This window comes from Crinalium epipsammum PCC 9333 (genome assembly GCF_000317495.1).
Classification (GTDB): domain Bacteria; phylum Cyanobacteriota; class Cyanobacteriia; order Cyanobacteriales; family PCC-9333; genus Crinalium; species Crinalium epipsammum.
The window spans coordinates 1,798,585-1,822,192 of record NC_019753.1; the positions used below are offsets into that span (position 1 = coordinate 1,798,585).

Here is a 23,608-nt window from a genome sequence, read left to right on the forward strand (position 1 = left end):
ATTTTTATGAGAGGCTCTAAGTGCCACTTTTGGGAGTTGTCCCCCCACGCCAAGGATGAATTAATCTTAGGCTATAGGCATACTTAGATTAGAGGCTCCGTATTTTATCACGGAGGTTAGAAGTGGAAATATCATCAAGACTTGCCCGTTCTGAACAATCAGAGCAAACAAAAGATTTCCGAGACACTGCTGTTGGTATGGTCTCGACTCGTAGCTTTCCCGCAATTGTTGGCACAGCCGATATGATGCTGAAGTCATCAGGGGTAAGTTTAATCGGATTTGAAAAAATCGGTGGTGGTCACTGTACTGCAATTGTACGCGGTGGCATCTCTGATGTCCGTTTAGCTGTTGAATCTGGTGTACAGACGGCTGAACAGTTTGGTCAGCTTGTTTCATCTATAATAATTCCGCGACCAATGCCTAATTTGGAACTGATTTTTCCTATGGGTAGTCGCTTAATGGAATTATTTGATAAAAACGGTTACAGCCGCTTGAGTAATCAAGCGATTGGTTTATTAGAAACACGCGGATTTCCGGCGCTGGTGGGGGCCTCCGATGCCATGCTTAAGTCAGCCGATGTTTATCTATCTTCTTATGAAAAGATTGGTGATGGTTTGTGTACTGCGATTATTCGGGGTACTGTTGCCAATGTGGCGGTCGCTGTAGAAGCTGGGATGCTAGAAGCGGAGAGAATTGGCGAATTACACGCAGTTATGGTAATTCCAAGACCTTTAGATGATTTAGAGAAAAATTTGCCTGCTGCTAGTTGTTGGATAGAGGAAAAACCTCAACCTATCAATTTACCAATCAGCGTTAAAGAGGAAAAATCTCAGCCTATCAATTTACCAATCAGCGTTAAAGAAGTAGAAAAGGAATTTGTCGAGCTACCGGATTTAACTAAACTACCTATTCATATTGAAGAATATGAAGAATAGTTGCCTAAGATTTGAGCAATAATTAATTTTATGAGCAAAAATATCGCTTTTCTTGTTTTAGTTAGCGATCGCCTGCTGTATTAATACTTAAGGCAGATGATTTATCACTATAAACGAGCAAAGGATTAGCAGATAATTCAGATGGGTAACAACTGCTTTCCTAACTTAATCAAATGTAATTACACTCCGAATAGATTTACCTTCGTGCATCAAATCAAATGCTTTATTAATATCTTCAATCGGCATTACATCAGTAATTAACTCATCAATGACAATCTTCCCTTCCATATACCAATCAACAATTTTTGGTACATCACGCCGCCCTTTAGCACCACCAAACGCGCTTCCTTTCCAAACACGCCCAGTTACTAATTGAAAAGGACGAGTGGAAATTTCTTCACCTGCGCCAGCTACACCGATAATTACAGAGGTTCCCCACCCTTTATGGCAGCATTCTAAAGCTTGACGCATTAGCTTAACGTTGCCAATACACTCAAAAGCGTAGTCTGCACCACCACCAGTGAGATTAACTATATAAGGGACGAGATCACCCTCTACTTCTTTAGGATTGACAAAATGTGTCATCCCTAATTTTTCTGCTAAAGCTTTTTTGTCGGGGTTGATATCTACACCGACGATCATATTTGCCCCAACCATACGGGCAGCTTGAATTACATTTAATCCAATACCACCTAGTCCGAATACAACTACATTATCGCCTGCCTGTACATTGGCTGTGTTAATTACAGCGCCTATTCCGGTAGTGACTCCGCAACCTATTAAACAAACTTTATCAAATGGGGCATCTTCGCGAATTTTAGCTAAGGCAATTTCTGGTAATACGGTGTAATTAGCAAAGGTGGAAGTTCCCATGTAATGGTGTAACATTTGACCATCTAAGGAGAAACGGCTAGTACCATCGGGCATGACACCGCGCCCTTGAGTTTCACGTATTGCTTGGCAGAGATTGGTTTTACCAGAGAGGCAGAATTTACACTGGCGACATTCTGGAGTATATAAGGGAATAACGCGATTGCCTTTTTTTAAGCTAGTAACTCCAGCACCTATATCAACTACTATACCCGCCCCTTCATGCCCTAAAATTGTGGGGAAAAGTCCTTCAGGATCAGCACCGGAAAGAGTAAAAGCATCGGTGTGGCAAACTCCGGTTGCTTTAATTTCTACTAATACTTCTCCCTCTTTTGGCGCTTCTAAATCTACCATTTCTATGCTTAATGGTTGTTTTGGCGCGAAGGCGACTGCTGCTTTAACTTTCATACTGGTTACTGGGTACTAATTCAGCTTTTTTTAAATAAACTTCTTGCATAATTCAAATTTTAGATAATTAACCACAGATGCACACAGATAAACACAGATGTAATCAGTGATTTTTGCAAGAAGTATCATGTTTAATTCTGCTACAACTATTTTGATACAATTATTTAAGTTTTTAACGGAATAGTTGCGGATAAATCCTTCTCCACGCTAACACAGTGCAAACAATAATCCATATTATTAATAATAATAATTCCAATAACCAATATTTAGGCAGTTCTAATTGCCAGCGTAATAAATCTACTAAAGGTGAAAGAGGTAATGCCGTTGCAAAGTGTCTCAGGACTGGTGGCAGTGTTTCACGGGGGAAATATGTACCACAGACTGAGTACATAGGTACAACTAATAGAAAAAGGGGAACATTCATTTCGTCCAAGCTGCGGACAACCCCTGTGGTTAGTAGTCCCATTGCAGCAAATAACAGACTACCTAAAACAATTAGAGGCAAAGCTACAAAGAAGTTTCCTATAGGATAAAGCCCACATATAACTGTGACAAAAGCAGTAATTACACCGGAAATACAGCCGCGAGTTGCAGACCAAAATAAATCACCTAAAAATACTTCTGTAAATGTTAGGGGTGCTGTTAATAGTGCTTGCCAAACTTTTTGAAGTTTTAAGCGAACAAAACTACCATAAGCGCCTTCAAAATATGCTTGTGATAATACCGCAATTCCAATCATTCCAGGAGCTAAAAATTGTAGGTAACTAATGTTTTTATTAGCATATATCGCTACACCTACTAGGGGACTTAAACCAAATCCAAAAGCTGCTAAATAAACTAATGGCTCTAACATTGGGGGTAAAAAATTTACCAGCCAAGTTTTCTGATAAACCTTGAAGTGACGATACCAAGCTGAATATACTCCCCATAATGTAATTTTTAAATTGCCTTTCATAATTTTAAAATTAATTGTTAATTGTTCAAGACATTTCCTGTTAACCGTAAAAAAACATCTTCTAGGTTGGCGCGTCTGCGTGTCAAATTTGTAGGCTGAGTAGCTACAATTTTTTCCCAAACTAAGTTGGGATTATCTAAAGGTAAAGTTAATAAATAATTGTTGCCAAAGGCACGATACCAACTGTTTGTTTCCTTAGCTAATTGTTGAATAATTGCTTCATTAACACCCTCAATTTCTACAACTTCCTTTCCGATGATTTGCAAAATTAGTTCTTGAGGAGTACCTTCATTTATTACTTGACCTTCCTGAAGAAGCAGGAGGCGATCGCACAATCTCTGCGCTTCATCCATATAGTGAGTAGTTAGTAGAATACCACAATTATTTTGCTTTAATTGACTAACAAGTTTCCAAAATTCTTGTCGCGCATCTGGATCTAAACCTGTGGTAGGTTCATCTAAAAATACTACTTTAGGATGATTTATAATTGCCCGCGCTAATACTAACCTGCGTTTTAATCCGCCTGAAAGTTCATCGGGTTTATATTTAGCGTAATCTTGTAATCCTACTTGCGCGAGTACTTCCCCTGCACGATGTAAAGCTTTTTTTCCTACTAAACGGTAGTGATGAGCGAAGTAAATTAAGTTTTCTATAACTGTAAAATCTTGGTCTAAATTATCTTCTTGAGTAACAATACCCATTTGATAACGTGCTTGCCGACCTTGAGTAAGCACATTCCAAGATCCTAACTGTACATGACCACGACTAGGAATGACTCCACCATATAACATTCCTAGTGTAGTGGTTTTTCCTGCACCATTGGGTCCTAAAAGACCGAGAACTTCCCCAGGATTAAGTGTAAAATTAACATTTTCTACGACGGTGCGATCGCCATATACTTTCCACAGATTGTTAGCTACCAGCGCCATTGATTCCATATTTGTAAGCTCAATTGATTTTTATAACTTGTCAGTGTACTACTGGTGGCGGCGAAGCTAAGAAACCACTACTAATGAAATATGACAGGTATGTAATCAGTAAGCCCTCCTCTGGTGGTGGGCAGACAATTGAGCTACTAGCTAAACCAGCCCGCGTGTTCTGAGCGTCTAATTTTGGTAATGCTAGCGTGGCTTCTTCAGATATATTTTCATTGGAAAAAATATTTAATAAAGGATACAAGACATTTTCTGGAGGGATATTCATTAATTGCGATCGCCAATTTTGATATGGAAGTCGCTGAAGTGGATAGCCAAAAGAACACAGACAATCAACAAGTTTGCCCCATTCTAGAGGCTGGGGATTAACTACGTGAAAAGCTTTCCCTAAAGATTCTGGCTGCCGAGATAGATGAATGATGGTTTTACTCACATAATCTACAGGACTGATATCCTGCATCCAATAAATATCAGGGATGGAACCCATTTGAATACAGCCTTTGATTATTCTGCATAGTAAATCTGTTGTAGTCCAGATGCCCGTTTGGCTGTGTCCGGCTATTCTTCCTGGTCGGTAAATACAGATTGGCAAGCCTCGCTCACGGGCGATCGCAACTAGCTTTTCTGCCACCCATTTACTTTGAGAGTAGCCCAGACCCAGACCTTCGCTGCTTTCGAGGTTGTCTTCTTCTAGGATGACCTTGACATTATTATAGGCATCTGAGAAGAAAATACCGCTCGTAGAGATAAAATGGGTCGGCTTTACTTTAATTTGACAAGCCAATCTCAAGACTTCCTGGGTACCGAGAACATTAGCCGCCTTGAGTGCCGAGTATGGATAAGTCAAATTAACCACTGCACCATTGTGATATATCATATCTAGCTTAGTTGCCAGCATTTGGAACTGTTCCGATGACATACCCAATAGTGGTTGAGAAAGATCTCCTATAACAGGAATGATGCGGTTACTTTGAGATTGATTCGAGAGTAAATATCTTTCTAAGTTTCTTTGAATTTTCTGCTTGCCCGCCTCTAAATTAGCAGCCCTTACTAGGCAATAAATGTCAGCCTGAGTTTGAGTGAGCAGTTCATTTAGTAAAAACGCTCCGAGAAACCCTGTTGCCCCAGTCAAAAAGATATTAGCTGGCTCTTTGAGCATAGGAAGGGTTAGAGGATCGGGATAGATGCTAGAATCTAGAACAACTTCAGCGTTTAAGTCTAGAACTTGATTGGCAGCAACGCTACTTGGATCGCCATTTTGAGAGACAAAATCGATCAGTTGGGAAAGCCCAGCTACAGTAGGGTTTTCAAAGAAGCTATACAAAGGCAACTTTACTCGGAAAATTTCCTTAATCTGAGAAATCAGCTTCACTGACAGCAGAGAGTGTCCGCCTAATTCAAAGAAATTGTTGTAAATACCCACCTGCTCGACACCAAGAACTTCAGCCCAGATCCTAGCTAGTTGTTCTTCTCTGGGCGTTCTAGGTGCTACTAGATTTTTTTCTATTCCAGGTTGCCAACCGTCATTGCGGGCAGCTAAAGCCCGACGATCCACTTTTCCGTTAGGATTGAGTGGCAACGATCTGAGCATCACAAAGCTGTATGGGATCATATAGTCTGGCAGCTTTTGTTTCAACAACTTCCGCAAGTTTCCAGTAATTGTACGTTGTAAAGCTTTCAACATACCTTGATTTTCTATGAGATCATCTACGCTCTGATTCAATAGATCCTGCTCCAATGGGGTGAGAGCAAACTGGATACCAACTCGCTGCCCCTGTTGCCAAGCGATGTTTCCCTCTAGCCAATTTTCCTGAGATGCTCCTGGCAACAAAATACGCAGGCGAACCCGCTTACGTTGTTCCCAAGTAGCTGGCACTCCCACCAGACAAACGCCTCCTTTGGAGATATCCTCTGAAGTTAACTCAATAGGGTTTCCCTCATATTCCAATAAACACACCCTCTGATAAGGCATCCGATCCAGAGTAAATTGGGAAACAATATACGCAACTAATCGCTTGTCACCACGACTATCTGGAAGTGCCATAACCACAACTTCGCGCACGTCGGGATGTTTTAAGAGTGCTGTTTCAATTTCGCCTAGTTCTATACGGAAACCCCGTATTTTGACTTGATGGTCTATCCGCCCTAAATACTCAATATTACCGTCAGGGAGATAACGGGCTAAATCTCCTGTTTTGTAAAAGCGATCTGAAGTAGATTTGAGGTCGCTATTTTTCTCCCCTGCTGCCTGAAATGGGTTGGGAATAAATCTTTCGGCAGTTAAATCGGGACGATTGAGATAACCTCTAGCTAAACCTATACCCCCAATGTACATTTCGCCAGGTACACCCACAGGCACAAGTTGTAGTTGCTGATCTAATATATAAATTTGTGTATTAGCTATCGGACGACCGATATGAGGCTGTTGGTTACTTTCAGATAATTGGGCGAGCGTTGCACAAACAGTTGATTCTGTTGGCCCATAAGCGTTAAATAATCGGCGATTAACTCCCCATTGAGCCACAAGATTAGCAGGGAAGGACTCACCACCAATAATTATTGTTTTTAGTGCTGGCAGATCTTCAAATTCCAATGCTTGCAGGACTGATACGGGTAGCTCTATATGTGTAATTTCTAGATCTCGCAATAATTTAATTAAGTTATCTCCAGGTAGCATATATTCCTTCGGCGCTATGCCCAAAGTAGCTCCTGAACATAAAGTCATCACTACATCATTAATTGAGACATCAAAGGAAAATGAAACGAACTGGAGTACACGACTACCAGGTTGTAAATCCAAGATTTTGATTTCGGCTTGAGCTAAATTACAAAGACCTTTGTGTGCTACAGCTACTCCTTTAGGAGTTCCTGTGGAACCTGATGTATAGATAATGTAGGCAAGATTATTTTGGGTAATATTGGTAATCGGATTTTTTCCACTGTGTTGAGCGATTGATTGCCATTGTGTATCTAAGGAAATAAGCTGCGCTTGGGATTGTGAAAGTATTGATATTAATGCGTGTTGAGTTAATATAATTGAAACTTGGGTATTTTCAACAATAAAAGCCAAACGCTCTTGAGGATAACTAGGATCAAGTGGCACATAAGCACCACCAGCTTTGAGGATGCCTAAGATAGCGACAACCATTTCTAAAGATCGCTCTATGCAAATACCTACTAGCACCTCTGGTTTTACGCCTAGCGATCGCAAGTAATGCGCTAGTTGATTAGCTTTAATATTAAGCTCACTATAGGTTAGTTGTTGCTCTTCAAAAATTGCCGCAATTGCATCAGGTGTTTTCTTGACTTGCGCTTCAAATAGCTGATGAATACAAGTATCTGCGGGATAATCTATGGCCGTGTGATTCCATACTTCTATTTGCTGAATTTCTGCGGCTGTTAATAAAGGTAACTCGGTAATGCGTTGCTCTGGGTCGTTAATAATAGCTGTAAGTAAAGTTTCAAAATGTCCGCTCATCCGCTCGATTGTACTAGCATCAAATAAATCTGTGTTGTATTCCCACTCGCCGATAATTTCACCATTAACTTCGGAGAGTTGCAAAGACAAATCAAATTTTGCTGTCTCAGTATGCAGAGATAGTTGACTAAATTCCCATCCAGAACTTAGTTCTGGTAGAGGTATATTTTGTAAAGCAAACATCACCTGCACTAAGGGATTTTGGCTGAGGTTGCGATCTGGCTGAATAGCTTCTACTAACTTTTCAAAGGGTAATTCTTTGTGAGAATAAGCTTCTAAGGTAGCTTCTCGTACTCGCATCAGTAACTCTTTAAAACTAGGAGTTCCAGAAAGATTAGTCCGTATTACGTGAGTATTAACAAAAAATCCGATCAAGTTTTCAATTTCAGACCAATGGCGACCGGAAATTGGTGTTCCTACTAAAATATCTTCATTACTTGTATAGCGGTATAGTAAAATATTGAAAGCTGCCAATAGTGTTATATATAAAGTGGCATTTTCTTGGTGGGCAAGTTGAATAATTGCTGCTGTTAGAGATTGATTAATTACCAGTGTTTGAGCAGCGCCTGCAAATGTTTGTACTGCTGGTCGAGGTCGGTCAGTTGGTAACTGTAACACTGGTAAGTCGCCACTTAGTTGCTGTTTCCAGTAAGCTAGTTGTTGCTCTAATAGTTGACCTTGTAACCATTGTCTTTGCCAGATAGTATAGTCGGCATATTGAATTGGTAAATCTGGCAAAAAATTAGGTTTTTCTTGATTAAAACTGTCATAAAGTTCGGTTAATTCTCGCAAGATCACACCCATTGACCAACCATCACTAACAATGTGGTGCATATTGAGCAGTACGATATGTTCTACTGTATTTAAATGTATAATTGCGACTCGTACCAGTGGTTCTGTCTCTAAATTAAAGGGACGTTTTACTAGCATCTCAAGGATGTTTTGAGCTTCTGTCTGTTTTTGATTTGGCGGAATTTCTTCTAAATCAAAAACTTCCATATTTAAGAAAATATCTGAGAAAATTAGCTGTACTGGTTCTCCATTAACTGCGCTAAAATTAGTACGCAAAATTTCGTGTCGTTGAATAATTGCTTGACAACTCTGCTGTAAGGCAGTGAGATTTACTAAACCTTTAAACTCTAAAGCTAGAGGTAAGTTGTATTTAGCACTACCAGGAGTTAATTGTTCTAAAAACCACAACCGTTGCTGGGTAAAGGAAACAGGTATAACTTCTGGGCGTGGCAGACGTTTTAATGGTGGTATAGAAGTTTCTGCTTGTGGATGTTTAGCATTAACACTTTCAGATATTAATTGTTGGGGGCGCATTATTTCAATTTTTTGCGCCATTCCAGCTACAGTAGGAAATTCAAACAAACTTCGCAATGGTAGTTCCGTCTGGAAGATGTCACGTAACCTGGAAATAACTTGCATTGCTAAAATTGATTGTCCACCAATTTCTAAAAAGTTGTCGTGGATGCCTACTTGTTCTATTCCCAAAACTTTCGCCCAAATTCCGGCTATAACTTCTTCAACAGGTGTGCGAGGTGCGACATAATTTTGTGTTAAATGTTGTTGATTGAATACTGGCGCTGGTAAAGCTTTGCGGTCAATTTTACCGTTAGGAGTAAGGGGTAAGGAATTTATGACTATAAAGCGCTCAGGTATCATGTATCTAGGTAGTTTTTCTTGCAAAAATTGGCGCAAATTTTGTGTGATTGTGCGTTGCAAAATTTTTAATAAACCTTGCTTTTCTAGGAAGTGATCGTAGCTAGTTTGCAGTATTTTTTGAGCAATAGAGTTGAGATTAAAGTTAATACAAACTCGTTGACCTTTATGCCAAGCTATCTCACCTTCTAACCATTCTTGTTGTGATGTTCCTGGTAATACTAGGTTGATATTAATAGTCTTACCTGGAGTAAAATTATCTGGAACTCCGGTTAAACAAATACCACCTACAGATATGTCTTCTGTGGTTAATTTAAAACAGCTTTGACCAAATTCTACTAAACACTCGGTTTGTAGTGGTAGGCGATTGGGAATCAGGTTAGAGACAATATAAGCTACTAAGCGTTTATCTCCAGGTATATCTTCACGCGCGATCGCAACTGCTTCTTGTACGTCAGGATGTTGTACTAGCAAAGCTTCGATCTCGTCTAGTTCAATACGGAAACCACGAATTTTTACTTGATGGTCGATCCGTCCTAAATATTCGATATTACCATCGGGCAAATAACGCGCTAAATCACCAGTTCTATATAGGCGAGCTTTTGAGGAGAGAGGAGAATCTTCACTAAAGGGATTTGGAATAAATTTTTCAGCCGTTAAATCTGGTCGATTTAGATAGCCTCGTGCTAATGACACGCCACCGATACATAGTTCCCCTGGAACGCCTACTGGTACTAGATTAAAGTGTTGATCTACAAGATAAATTTTTGTCTTAGCAATGGGTACACCAATTGGTGGATGATATTCCCAGTGATCGGGATGATTAGTTAAGCTTAAAGCCGTTACTACATGGGTTTCTGATGGTCCATAGTGGTTGTGGAAACTACAATGAGGTAAGGATTTGAAGAATTGTGCGATCGCAGGTGTAATTTGTAGTTGTTCCCCTGTAGTCGTTATTTCCTTTAAATTAGAAAACATTTCCGGTTGTAACGCGGCAATTCCTCTCCCACCTAATGACTCTGCTAACTGCTGCAACAACACTACAGGTAAAATAACTTTCTCAATTTTATGTTCAGAAATATATCTTCCTAAACCAATAACATCCAGTCTTAAATTTTCTGGAATAATAAATAATTTGCCACCCGTTCCCCACGTCGCAAACATTTCATGGAAACTAGCATCAAAGCTTAAAGAAGCAAATTGTAAAGTCCTAGCTCCCGTTAGCAAACAAGAGTAATGCCAATGCAACAAATTTAATAAAGGGCGCTGCTCTAAACAAATACCTTTTGGTCTACCTGTCGATCCAGATGTGTAAATTACATAAGCTAAATTATCAACAGTGACACCACTGCTAATATTTCCCTGATTTAACTGGGAAATCTCTTGCCAATCACTATCAAAACAAATAACTTTTGCTTGATGAGTGGGTAATCTACTCACTAATTCTTGCTGAGTTAATAACACAGGTACTTGCGTATCTGCCAGCATAAAAGCTAATCTTTCTTGGGGATAATTGGGATCTAAAGGTACATAAGCACCACCAGCTTTTAGAATCCCTAAAATACCCACCGCCATTTCTAAAGAACGTTCGATACAGATACCAACCATCACATCAGGCTTCACACCCAATGATTGCAAATAGTGTGCTAATTGATTAGCTTTTTGATTTAACTCTTGGTAAGTTAATTCTTCTTCTTCAAATGTAACTGCCACTGCATCAGGTGTTTTTGCTACCTGCATTTCAAACAACTGATGCAAACATAAATTTTCTGGGTAATCAAACTCAGTATTATTCCACTGTTGTAACTGCTGTTGCTCTGCTGCTGTTACTATCTGTAGATCGAAAATATTTTGCTCTGGGTTAGCAACAATACTTTCTAATAAAGCGCAATAATGACCAACCATCCGTTCAATAGTTGTAGCATCAAATAAATCTGTGCTGTACTCAAATACACCGGATAATCCCTCTGACTCCTCATAAAGTTCTAAGGTCAAATCAGACATGGCTGTGTCGTTTTCGATATCCATGTAATCGATCTTCCAGCCTGAATCTAAAGTTGGCATAGGAGGATCTAGGACAAACATCACTTGGAATAAAGGGTTTTGTCCAAGACGGCGATGCTCTAGTTGCAGTTGATCTACAAGCTGCTCGAAAGGCATATCTTTATGAGCATGAGCTTCTAAAGTTACCTCCCGCACTCGCTGCAAAAGTTGCCGAAAGTTAGGTTTACCCGAAAGGTCAGTCCGCAATACCAATAAGTTGATAAATAACCCAACCAAGCCATTAATTTCTGGTCTATTAAGTCCAGCAGTAACAATGCCTACAGGAATATCTTCTTGACTGCTATAGCGACAAAGCAAAGTTTTGAAGGCTGCCAGTAATGTCATAAATAAGGTGGCACCTTCTTTTATTGCCAATGCTTTAAGTTTTTGGGTGAGAGTTTTAGATAATTCTACCCTTTGCGTAGCGCCTCGGTAACTATCTACTGCTGGTCTGGGGCGGTCAGTAAGTAATTCTAGAATAGGTAAATTTGCTAACTGCTTCTGCCAATACTCTATGTGAGGCTTGAGTAAATCTTGCTGTAGCGATTGCCGTTGCCAAACTGCAAAATCTGCATATTGAATTGGCAGTTCAGGCAGGGGTGATGGCTTGCCTTCACAGTAAGCTTTGTAAAGAATTTCTAATTCTGGATAGAAGACATTATTGAGAGAAACACCATCATAAATGATGTGATGTAATGTCAGTATTAAGCAATAATTAACTGCATTCAGCCGAATTAATGTAACTCGGATTAACAAATCTTCGCTCAAATCAAAAAGTTTTAATGTTTCTAACCTAGCTAATCGTAAAATCTCAGTTTTTTGTTGTTCTTGAGGAAACTCTTCAAGATTAATAATTGGCAGTGCAAGAGTTGCAGTTGGTTGGATAATTTGCACTAGCGACCCATCCACAATTGAAAAAGTTGTTCGCCATGCTTCGTGACGTTTGATAATGGTATCAAGGGCTTGTTCTAGGGCTGCAACATTAAGTGAACCAGGCAACCACAACAGCAGGGAATTGTTGTAGGAAGGAAGATTTGGTTGCTGTTGAGCAAATAACCACATCTGTTGCTGTGGAAAAGATGCGGGCAAAATCTGCTCTCTAGATACTGGTAAGATTGGCAGAAATTGTATTGTATTTTCTTGAGTCGCTGATTCTATAGTTGGGGCTAAACTGGCTATTGTTGGAAACTCAAACAGTTTGCGTAGAGGTAATTCTATTTTAAAAATACTGCGGATGCGAGAGATTAATTGCGCTCCTAGTAAAGAATGCCCGCCCAACTCAAAAAAGTTGTCGTGAATACTGATTTGTTCGCGTCGCAAAACTTCGGCCCAGATTCCAACTAATACTTCTTCCACAAGAGTACGCGCTACTACAACTGCTTCCAGTTCTCGCTGATGCTGATTTGGTGCAGGTAATGCTTTGCGGTCTACTTTGCCAGTAGCGGTTATAGGTAAGGTTTCCAGCATCATAAAGATGGCAGGAACCATGTATTCAGGCAGTTTTTCTTTGATGAAATTGCGTAACTCACTAACTGTAGGTGCTTGTTCTTGATGAGGAACTACATAAGCTACTAGCTGTTTATTACCAGGGATATCTTCTAAGGCTATAACTACGATTTCCCGTACCCCTGGATGCTGAATAGCTACAGCTTCAATCTCTCCTAGTTCGATGCGGAAACCGCGAATTTTTACCTGAGTATCAATGCGACCAATAAATTCAATATTGCCATCGGGAAGATAGCGTGCTAAATCTCCGGTTTTGTATAACCGTGTTCCTGGGGTGTTGCTAAAGAAGTTAGAAATAAACTTTTCAGCAGTTAAATCGGGGCGATTGAGGTAGCCTCTAGCTAAACCAATTCCGCCAATGTATGCTTCACCTAATACGCCAATGGGAACTAGCTTTAGATTGGCATCTAAAATATAAATCTGTGTATTCGCAATTGGTTGACCGATAGGTACTATATTATTTGGACAATCAGAGTTACAGTTATATACACTGCTCCAAACTGTTCCTTCTGTTGGGCCATATTCATTCAATAAAGATGTTTGTGAGAGAAGCTGATTGTGCTGTGCAATTAGTTCTTTAGGGCAAGATTCACCAGCTACGATTACTGTGGATAAAGAAGTTAGTTGCTGAGTTTGTGATTGCTCTAAAAGTAGAGCATAAACCGAGGGAAGAGTTAATAAATGGGAAATTTGATTTTGAGTTATTAACTGATTAAGTTGTAGTAGATCTTTTTGTAGACCTTCTGGGGGAAGAAAAAGACTTCCTCCTTGGCAGAGTGTCCAGAAAATTCCTGCAACTGAACTGTCAAAGGCAAATGATGATAGCAGCAAAAAGCGGCTGACTGGTTCACCGTAGTAGTTAATCCGGGCAATTGTGGAATGAATTAAGTTTTTATGGGTAATTAGTACGCCTTTAGGTTTGCCTGTAGAACCGGATGTATAGATGACATAAGCAAGATTACCCGATGTGAGATGATTTACAGGGTTATGTTGGTGTAGAGCGATCGCATCCCAGTCTCGATCCAGACAGACTACTTTCGGCTTACCATTAGTAGATGGTTCACCTGCTATAACACTCAAATTTGCTAATCCTGCTAATAGCTTTTCTTGGGTTAGCAATACTTGCACCTGAGCATCTTCTAGCATGAATTTAATGCGTTCTTTAGGGAACGTGGGATCTAGCGGTACATAAGCACCGCCTGCTTTGAGGATTCCTAATATTCCCACCAATATTTCTAGAGAACGTTCTACACAAATACCCACAAATACATCTGGTTTTACACCCAAAGTTTGCAAGTAATGTGCTAGTTGATTAGCTTGATTATTTAACTGTTGATAGGTTAACTGTTGTTCTCCAAATACTACTGCCACAGCATCAGGCGTTTTCTGTACCTGAGTTTCAAATAATTCATTGATAGAAACATTTTGCGGAATTTCTGCCTGAGTATCGTTCCACTCTTTTAACATTTGCTGTTCCGCAGCAGTCAGTAGTGGTAAGTCTGATAGACGTTGATCAAGATTGCTGACAATTGCTGATAGTAATGTTTGGAAATGCCCTGCCATCCGAGCGATCGTACTACTATCAAACAAATCTGTATTGTATTCCCAGTAACCTACAAGCCCTTGATCTGTTTCTTCTACTAATAAGGTTAAATCAAACTTCGATGTTTTAGTTTCTACTTCTAGTGGTGTTAAAGTTAAATCTGCAAATTCTAAAGCTGGCATTGGAGCTTTTTGCACACCAAACATTACTTGAAATAATGGTGTATAGCTTAAATTTCGTGCTGGCTGCAATGCTTCTACTAACTGCTCGAAGGGCAGATCTTGATGCACATAAGCGCCTAAAGCTACTTCTCTTACTCTAGATAGTAATTTCTTAAAACTAGGATTGCCTGATAAATCAGTCCGCAATATTAATGTATTGACAAAAAAGCCAATTAATTGCTCAATTTCAATGTGATTGCGGTTAGCAATGGGTGTACCAATACAGATATCATCTTGACCGCTATAGCGATACAACAATGTTTGGAATGCTGCCAACAGAGTAATAAATAAGGTAGTTCCCTGCTGTTTACTGATTAATGTTAAAGCTTGGGTTAATTCTGTTGGTAAGGCAAATTCTTGATGCGCTCCTTGAAAGCTTTGAATTGCAGGGCGAGGGCGGTCTGTGGGAAGTTGTAATACTGCGGGTGCGCCTTGAAGTTGTTGCTTCCAATAATTGAGTTGTCGCTCAACAACTTCTGGGGTTAACCATTGCCGTTGCCATATAGCAAAGTCAAGGTATTGAATTGATAGTTCTGGTAGCGGTGAAGGTTGTTGATTGCAGAAAGCTTGATACAGTGCTGCTAATTCTTTGAGCAATACACCCATTGACCAACCATCGGAAACTAGGTGATGGATGGTTAACAACAAAATATTTTTTGTCTGGGTTAGTTGTAGTACAGTTACTCTAACTAACTGATCGCTAGCTAAATCAAAGGGACGTTGTGCTTCTGCTGTTGATAATCGCTCAATTTCAATTTCTAGCTCATTGGTAGGAAGCGATCGCAAATCCACTACTGGCAATGGTAAATTATAACTCGGATGGATAATTTGGACAGGTTGCCCATCTACTGTCATAAAGTTGGTGCGTAATGCTTCGTGACGACGCACAATTTCATTAAAAGTATTTTCTAAGGCTATTAAGTTTAGTTCACCGTTCAATTCCACCGCTACAGGAATGTTATATACAGCACTGTTGGGTTGTAATTGATCCAATAACCACAACCGTTGTTGAGCAAATGATAATGGTGGATGTTCGCCCTCGCGGGTTATTGGTAATATCGGCGGCGCTAACAGTTGTTGAGTGCTTTTTTGCGCTAACTCTATTTGTTCAGCTAGTTGAGCAATTGTCGGAAATTCAAATAAATTGCGTAACGGCAATTCTACTGCTAAATCTGAGCGCACTCTGGAAATTACTTGAGTTGCTAATAAGGAATGTCCCCCTAGTTCAAAGAAGTTGTGATTAATGCTAACTTGCTCGATGCCCAGGACACTCGCCCAAATGCCAGCTAGTATTTCTTCAATCGGATTTTGAGGAGTTGTAAAATCCTCGTTTATTTCAGGTGATAATTCTGGTGGAGGTAAGGCTTTGCGGTCTACTTTACCATTAGGAGTTAGTGGTAGGGCATCCAGAATCACGAATACTCCAGGTATCATATATTCCGGTAGTTTATCTTTGAGAAAACTACGCAGATGACTACTGGTGATTGGTGAGTTGCGATCGCCGACAATATATGCTACTAAATATTTACCACTACGAAGATCTTCTCTAGCTATAACTACAGCTTGTTGTACTGCTGAATATTGATTAATTACAGATTCAATTTCCCCTAATTCAATACGGAAACCACGAATTTTAACTTGATAGTCTATTCTACCCAGATATTCGATTGTGCCATCTGGTAAGTACCGTGCTAAGTCCCCAGTTTTATAAAGTTTCGCTGCTGGTTGATCGCTAAACGGATTATTAATAAACTTTTCTGCTGTTAATTCGGGACGCTTAAGATAACCTTTAGCTAAACCATCACCACCAATATGTAATTCGCCTGGAATGCCTACAGGTAAAGGTTGTAAATTTTGATCTAATATATAGACTTGTGTATTAGCAATAGGACGACCAATAGCAACTATTTTATCTAGTAGCTTAACTTGATAAATTGTTGACCAAATTGTAGTTTCTGTAGGACCATACAAGTTCCATAAGCACTGACATCTCTCTAAAAGTTGATTAGCTAGTTGTTTAGATAAAGCTTCACCACCACAAAGAATTTTTAGTTGTTTATTACCTTGCCATCCGGCTAATAGCAACATATTCCAAGTTGCAGGAGTTGCTTGCATGATAGTAACACCATTAGCCAGTTTTTCGGTTAATTGAATGCCATCAGTAGCTACTTCACGACTAACTATTTCGACAGACGCACCAACAGTTAAAGGCAGGAAAATTTCTAACCCAGCAATATCAAATGTAATTGTAGTAACCGAGAGCAACTTATCAGAACTAGCTAACTCAAGTTCCTGCTGCATAGCCCTAATGAAATTAACCAAAGAAGGGTGACAAATTTGTACCCCCTTGGGTTTACCTGTAGAACCAGAAGTATAGATTACATAAGCTAAGTTACTAGCTGTAACAGCATTAACTAAGTTGGCTTGACTGTGTTGAGCAATAGTTTCCCAAGCAGTATTTAAACAAATAACTTGGGTTGGAATGGTGAGTTGAGGCAGTCCTGCTAATAACTGTTCTTGGGTTAGCAATACTTGCACTTCAGCATCTTCTAGCATGAATCCAAGGCGCTCTTTGGGAAAACTTGGATCAAGTGGTACATAAGCACCGCCTGCTTTGAGGATTCCTAACAATCCCACTACCATTTCTAGAGAACGTTCAAGGAAAATACCTACAAGTACATCTGGTTTTACACCCAAAGTTTGCAAGTAATGTGCTAGTTGATTAGCTTGATTATTTAACTGTTGATAGGTTAACTGTTGTTCTCCAAATATTACCGCCACAGCATCAGGTGTTAACTTTACCTGTGTTTCAAATAATTCATTAATACAAATATTTTCAGGATAATCTACTTGGGTATTATTCCATTCCTTAAGTAACTGTTGCTGTTCAATCGCACTCAGTAAAGGCAACTCTACTATTTTTTGCTGAGGATTAATTACAACTGCCTCTAATAAGGTTTGGAAATTACCTGCTATACGAGCAATAGTAGTAGCATCAAACAAATCAGTATTATATTCCCATGACCCTACTAGCCCTTGATTAGTTTGCTCTAAATAAAGAACTAAATCAAACCTAGATATGTTTGTTTCTATAACTAATGGTTCTAAGGTTAAGTCTCCTAATGCCAAAGAAGGCATAGGCGCATTTTGGAGAACAAACATCACCTGAAATAAGGGTGTATGACTTAAATCTCTGACTGGTTGTAATGCTTCTACTAACTGCTCAAATGGCAAATCTTGATGACCATAAGCTCCTAATGCTACTTCTCTAACTTGATTTAATAATTCTAGAAAACTCAAATCATCTTCTAAAGTAGTCCGCAAAGCTAATGTATTAACAAAAAATCCAATTAACTCTTCAACTTGTGACCAATGACGGTTAGCAATTGGTGAACCAACAACAATATCTGGTTGCCCTGTGTAGCGATAAAGTAATGTTTGGAATGCCGCCAGATATGTCATAAATATACTAACTCCCTGGCGCTGACTTAGTAATTTGATTGATTCAACTAAATGAGAGGGTAAGATAAATGACTGCGTTGCACCTCGGAAAGTTTGTGCTTGTGGGCGAGGTCGGTCAGTAGGTAAATTTAAAACAGCAGGTGCGCCAGCTAATTGTTGTTTCCAATAAGCTAGTTGTTTTTCTAAAACTTCACTATTAAGATACTGTTGTTGCCACTGAGCAAAGTCAGCATATTGAATAGATAATTCTGGTAGTGGTGAGGGTGAACCTATTGCCAAAGCTTCATAGATTGTACCTAGTTCTTTTATGAAAAGTCCGATAGACCAACCATCAGAAACGATGTGATGTATGACTACTAGGAGGAGATAATCTTGTTCACTTATTTGGAAAAGTTGGCAGCGAATTAATTTGTCTTGTGCTAAATTAAATGGCTGTTTAGCAGCTTGAGTTAATTGTTGTAGTGCTTCTGCTTCTAGTTGTTCAACTGGTAATTGGCGCAGATCAACTACAGGTAATATTAATTTTTCAGCAGGTGTAATTACTTGTACTGGTTCGTTGTCTATAAGTTGAAGTGTAGTCCGTAACGCTTCATGTCGTCGGACTATTTCACTAAGAGTTTGTTCTAAAGCAGCTACATTTAAATTTCCTGTAACGCGCAACGCTTGGGGAATGTTATAAAAGGGATTATTAGGTATTAATTGATCTAGAAACCACAGTCTTTTTTGAGCATATGAAAGTGGTAAGTTTTGATGACGTGAAATTACTTCAATTTGCGGAACTTGCAAGCCTTGTTCTTGCCTACGTAACTGCTCAATATTGTCTGCTAAACCAGCTACCCTAGGAGAATCGAATAAAGAGCGTAAAGGTAATTCAACTTTAAATACTTCTCGCACCCGCGACATTACCTGAGTTGCTAATAAAGAATGTCCTCCCAGTTGGAAAAAGTTATCGTGAATGCCAATTTGTTCTACAGCTAGAACTTCTGCCCAAATTTCTACTAACACTTCTTCACAAGGGTTACGCGGCGCTACAAAATCTTCTGCTTGTGATCTCGTTTGATTTAGTGCTGGTAGTGCTTTGCGATCTACTTTTCCATTGGGGGTGATGGGTAGCGAATCTAGCATGACAAAGCTACCAGGAATCATATAATCCGGTAGTTTTTCTGCTAAAAAACTGCGAATCTGTGGTACAATATTTTTTGTAATTTTTACTTGCTGTGGTTGATTAGCATAGTAATTCCAAGGCTTGAGTGAAACATTCTCAGTAAGTTGTAATATTTTAGTTCCTAGCAGATCGCGATTTTGCAAGATTACGTCGTAGCAGTAATCTTGACTAGGTTTAATATCAATTACATAAGGTAAATTATCGGTTAAATCCCAAAGTTGTTCGGGGTCTATCCCTGTATGCTGTTGTGTCAATTGCGATCGCCATTCTCCAACCGTCTCAGGTTGACTTCCCTGATAGAGCCATTCTAATGTAGAGGCTTCATTTACTAACCGAGCATTTGGTATCCCTCGCAGTCCCAAAATCTCTGGCTGGTTATCAAGTAATAATTGACGTAATTTTGGTAAAGTTAATTGTTGTTCTTGCCAATCTAACCAGGAAATTTGTGTAGGTACAGGATTTTCATCTCCAATATGCAAAGTGACATCGTAGCGAAAGCGAGTTAACTCGTTGTGATAGCTACCATGCTTAACTTGAATAGATACATTACCGATTTTCGGGAGATGTTGCTTTAAAGCAGTAAAGAAAGCTGGATCGATTACCAGTTCTCCTTCTTGAGATAAACGCGATCGCACACGCGCAAATAACTGTTGACGAGTCAATGAATCTGACGCTTTATAAAGTTGTATAGAAGTATGGAAAGCTTCCAGTAGAGGCAAACTACGGACATCTCCAACAAAAATCTGACCTCCTGGTTTAACTGCATTAACCGCACCTTCCATTACACCCAACATATACTCAATGTTAGGAAAATGCTGACTCACTGAATTAAGAATTACCGTATCAAAAGCATTTGACTCAATTCCCTCAAAGTTATCTGCTGTCCTGTGACTGAGTATTACCTGCGGTAATTTATCCTCTAAACCATCAAGCTTATATTGCAGTTCTTGGAGGACCTTTTGTGAAAAATCTGTAGCTACATATTTTTGACAATGAGGCGCAACCCGAAACATTAACATCCCAGTTCCGCAACCAAGTTCTAAGATACGTTGTGGTTGCAATGAAAGGATGCGTTCTACAGTATTGTTTACCCATTCCCGCATTTCTGCTTCGGGTATGAGTACATCTGTATAACTACTATTCCAACCGATAAAATTCAAAGTGGGATCTTGACTTGCAGCCTGCTCGTTATAAATTTCGTTATACAACGTTTCTGCTTGCGAAACGTGTTCAATATTCCAACTATTAACTTCTTCTGGTAATTCAGAACCCGGATTAGAAACAATATAAGCAACTAAACGCTTCTGTCCTGGTATATTCTCTTGGTCTACAACTACTGCTTCTTGAACAGCAGGATGTTGACTTAAGATAGATTCAATTTCTCCTAATTCAATCCGAAAACCACGAATTTTTACCTGTTGATCGACGCGCCCGATAAATTCAAAATTTCCATCTGGTAAACAGCGAACTATATCCCCTGTTTTATAAAGACGCTCTGAATTGAAGCCGAGGTTCTCCCCCCCTGCTTCCCTAGTAAAGTTGGTAATAAACTTTTCGGCAGTCAGATCAGGACGATTGAGATATCCTCTAGCTAAACCAATACCACCGATGAAAAGTTCTCCTGGTGTGCCAACGGGAACTAATTTTAGTTCGCTATCTAAAATATATGCTTGAGTATTACTAACAGGTTTACCAATAGGTAATTCTGTTAACTCATTGTCTAAAATTGATGTGGGTAAGTCGCACATCAATGCGCTAACCGTTGTTTCTGTGGGTCCATAAGTATTTACCAGCCTTACCTGTTCCCCTACATACTTATACCAAGTTTTTAAGCGTGTTAGTAAGGCTTTTTCTCCGCCAATAATTACTAAACGTATTGATAGTGGTAACGTTGATTTTTCTCGCTCTAATGCTGCTGTTAGTTCATGCCAATAAGCGGTTGGTAAATCTAATACTGTTATTTGCCATTCTTGGCATTTTTTCCAAAAAGTTTTGGCAGTTGCTAACATTCCATCTGTCCGCAATACCAGTGTTGCCCCAACACTGAGACAAGAATAGATTTCTTCTACACTTATATCAAAGCTGACAGAGGCAAATTGCAGAATTTTATCGTTTTGGTTTAACTGATATTCAACACTTACCGCCTCAGTATAATTCACTAACGATTTGTGTTGAATCATCACTCCTTTTGGAGTACCTGTAGAGCCTGATGTATAAATAACATAAGCCAAGTTATCCTCTGTCGCTTGAGAAATAAGATTTTCTTGGCTGTATTGAGCAATATTTTCCCAATCAGTATCTAAGCAGACAACTTTCGCTGTGTTGTTTGGTAAATATTCTAATAACCTTTTCTGCGTTAGCAACACAGATACCTGTGAATCTGCCAACATAAAAGCTAAACGCTCTTGGGGATAAGTTGGATCTAGTGGTACATAAGCACCACCAGCTTTCAAGATGCCTAAAAGTCCAACAATCATCTCCAAAGAGCGTTCTACACAAATCCCTACCAAAACTTCTGCTTTTACGCCCAAAGTTTTGAGATAATTAGCTAGTTGGTTAGCTTGAGCATTTAACTGTCGATAAGTTAGTTGCCGCTTTTCAAAAACTACAGCTATAGCATCAGGCGATCGCTTTACTTGCGCTTCAAATAACTCATGGATACATTGATTTTTGCGATCGTCAGTCTGAGACCCCTTTAATACAGTGGGCGACTCATCTGCTGTCATGTCTGAGGAGATATTTTTTTCTGAGGATATATCGTTCATGGAATTTATAACTGTTGTGTTAATATAACTTAGCGATCTGATTGACTTTTTTTAACAAAGTTTCTAAAAAACTTATATACAGACACCCTTTTACTTATAATTGATATAAACTCGATTTTGGGATAAAAAAATGGAAGATTTGCGTAATTACATTAAAAAAATTCAAGAAAATTTGATGAGAGTAGTCCAAGAAAAAAATGCAGATTTATTAAGCGATTTGGTTACCACATATTACAGTGAAAATTCCTTGATTATGCCAGCAAATCATGCGTGGGTACAAGGTCTGGAGGCAATAAAATCTTTTTGGGCTGATTTATTAAATCCTGATTTTAAAGAATTGCGGTGCGAGACTTTAGACCTACAATTACAGGATGATACAGCTTATGAGATTGGTAAAGCTACAAGTATTTTTTTGGAAGAAGGTCAACTTATCACTGACATAGCTACCTATTTGATTGTATGGAAACGACATGATGGCGTATGGAAAGTTAATGTTGACATCTGGAACGACAGTATCCCGCCGTCAGGGCAGTAAGATGCCACACGCAGCGCCTTACTTATTGTGGCAGCTAAATTAAGCTTGGTAGCAATAAAGCATCACCTGATAGAGCCTCTACTGGTAGATAATCTCGGCTGACGATAAATTCTGGTCGAGGATTTTCTACAGGTACAGGAATATTTTCCACACTGTTATAAGTAACTATCACAATCGACCGAGAGAACGGCGATATATTATTTGGTGAAGCATGGGCAATATTGCTATCAAAAAACACTGCCGAACCCGCCGGAGCTTTAATAGCATACATTCCATATTTTAACGCTAATTCTTGAACTATTTCTTGAGGAAGTGAATATTTGAGATTAGCCGTAAAACTCAGCAGCCATTCCTGTTTTTTGTCTCCAGTTAAATTATTATTTATTTCTTGAAGCTGTGGTGAAGTGACATCAATCATCCCTTCCTTGTGAGAGCCAGGAATGACAAATAATGCACCATTAAACTCATTCATGTCATCCAATAAAATCATAGCATTCATAATTCTGGGTGTCAGAAGTCCATCTTGTTTCCGCCAAAAAATAAAATCTTGATGCCATTGCCAAAAATCACCACTAAAGGCAGCTTTGGCGTTAATCTTAAATTGATATACATATACTTGGCTACCTAAAATTTGCCGAGCAGGGCTAACAATTTTAGGATGACGAGTTAAACGCTTAAAAAGCTGATTAGTGCTATGCGAACCATGTACAGCCCTGACTGTATCCCCGTCTTTTTCTAAAACTCTTCTAGGACTATCTTCAGCAAATAAAGCAGGCAGTTCTCCCTTCATATTTTCTACTTCCAATTGAGAAAAGTATTCAGGGACAACCAAAAAGCCTTCCTTTTGATAAGTGTTAAATTGCTCTTGAGTTAATTCCATAACTATTTACGCCCACTGTGATTATATGTGTGTATATAAGTTGTGCATTGGCGATCGCCAAAGTTGTCCTAGTATTAGCAAATTAGTTGGTTAGACAACAATATTAGGCAACTACTAGCAGCAGCCTTTAATCACTAACTTGATATTCGTAGATACACCTATTTAATCGTTGAGTTGAGCATAATTTTTCAGTTTTTACTCAAGCCATCACGCGCGATCGCATTTTGCTCAAGCTATATCAT

Annotated in this window: 6 protein-coding genes and 1 pseudogene; 2 read left to right on the forward strand and 5 right to left on the reverse strand. The window is 39.2% G+C overall.

Translation table 11 applies throughout. The features are described 5' to 3' along the window. Positions 1-122 precede the first annotated feature (122 nt). Positions 123-935 (forward strand): BMC domain-containing protein, encoded by an 813-nt coding sequence (locus tag CRI9333_RS07705; protein WP_015202603.1) that lies wholly within the window; start codon positions 123-125, stop codon positions 933-935. Positions 936-1,100: 165 nt separating this feature from the next. Here CRI9333_RS07705 and CRI9333_RS07710 read toward each other — a convergent pair whose 3' ends face one another. The 4 genes and pseudogenes from CRI9333_RS07710 to CRI9333_RS07725 form a co-directional block, all read right to left on the reverse strand. After that, positions 1,101-2,213, reverse strand: coding sequence for an S-(hydroxymethyl)glutathione dehydrogenase/class III alcohol dehydrogenase (locus tag CRI9333_RS07710; protein WP_015202604.1), 1,113 nt, complete (start codon positions 2,211-2,213; stop codon positions 1,101-1,103). Between the two features lie 172 nt (positions 2,214-2,385). Beyond that, positions 2,386-3,168, reverse strand: coding sequence for an ABC transporter permease (locus tag CRI9333_RS07715; RefSeq protein ID WP_015202605.1), 783 nt, complete (start codon positions 3,166-3,168; stop codon positions 2,386-2,388). Between the two features lie 17 nt (positions 3,169-3,185). Then, complete coding sequence (locus CRI9333_RS07720; protein WP_015202606.1) at positions 3,186-4,106, reverse strand: ABC transporter ATP-binding protein; 921 nt, start codon at positions 4,104-4,106, stop codon at positions 3,186-3,188. A 70-nt stretch (positions 4,107-4,176) separates the two neighbouring features. Beyond that, positions 4,177-21,951 (reverse strand): annotated as a pseudogene (locus CRI9333_RS07725) (non-ribosomal peptide synthase/polyketide synthase); the annotation flags it as partial. Between the two features lie 130 nt (positions 21,952-22,081). On the opposite strand from CRI9333_RS07725, the gene CRI9333_RS07730 reads away from it, so the two are divergent. Continuing rightward, positions 22,082-22,486, forward strand: coding sequence for a YybH family protein (locus CRI9333_RS07730; protein ID WP_015202608.1), 405 nt, complete (start codon positions 22,082-22,084; stop codon positions 22,484-22,486). A gap of 34 nt (positions 22,487-22,520) precedes the next feature. On the opposite strand, the gene CRI9333_RS07735 is transcribed toward CRI9333_RS07730, so the two are convergent. After that, complete coding sequence (locus CRI9333_RS07735; protein WP_015202609.1) at positions 22,521-23,366, reverse strand: phytanoyl-CoA dioxygenase family protein; 846 nt, start codon at positions 23,364-23,366, stop codon at positions 22,521-22,523. Between the last annotated feature and the right edge of the window lie 242 nt (positions 23,367-23,608).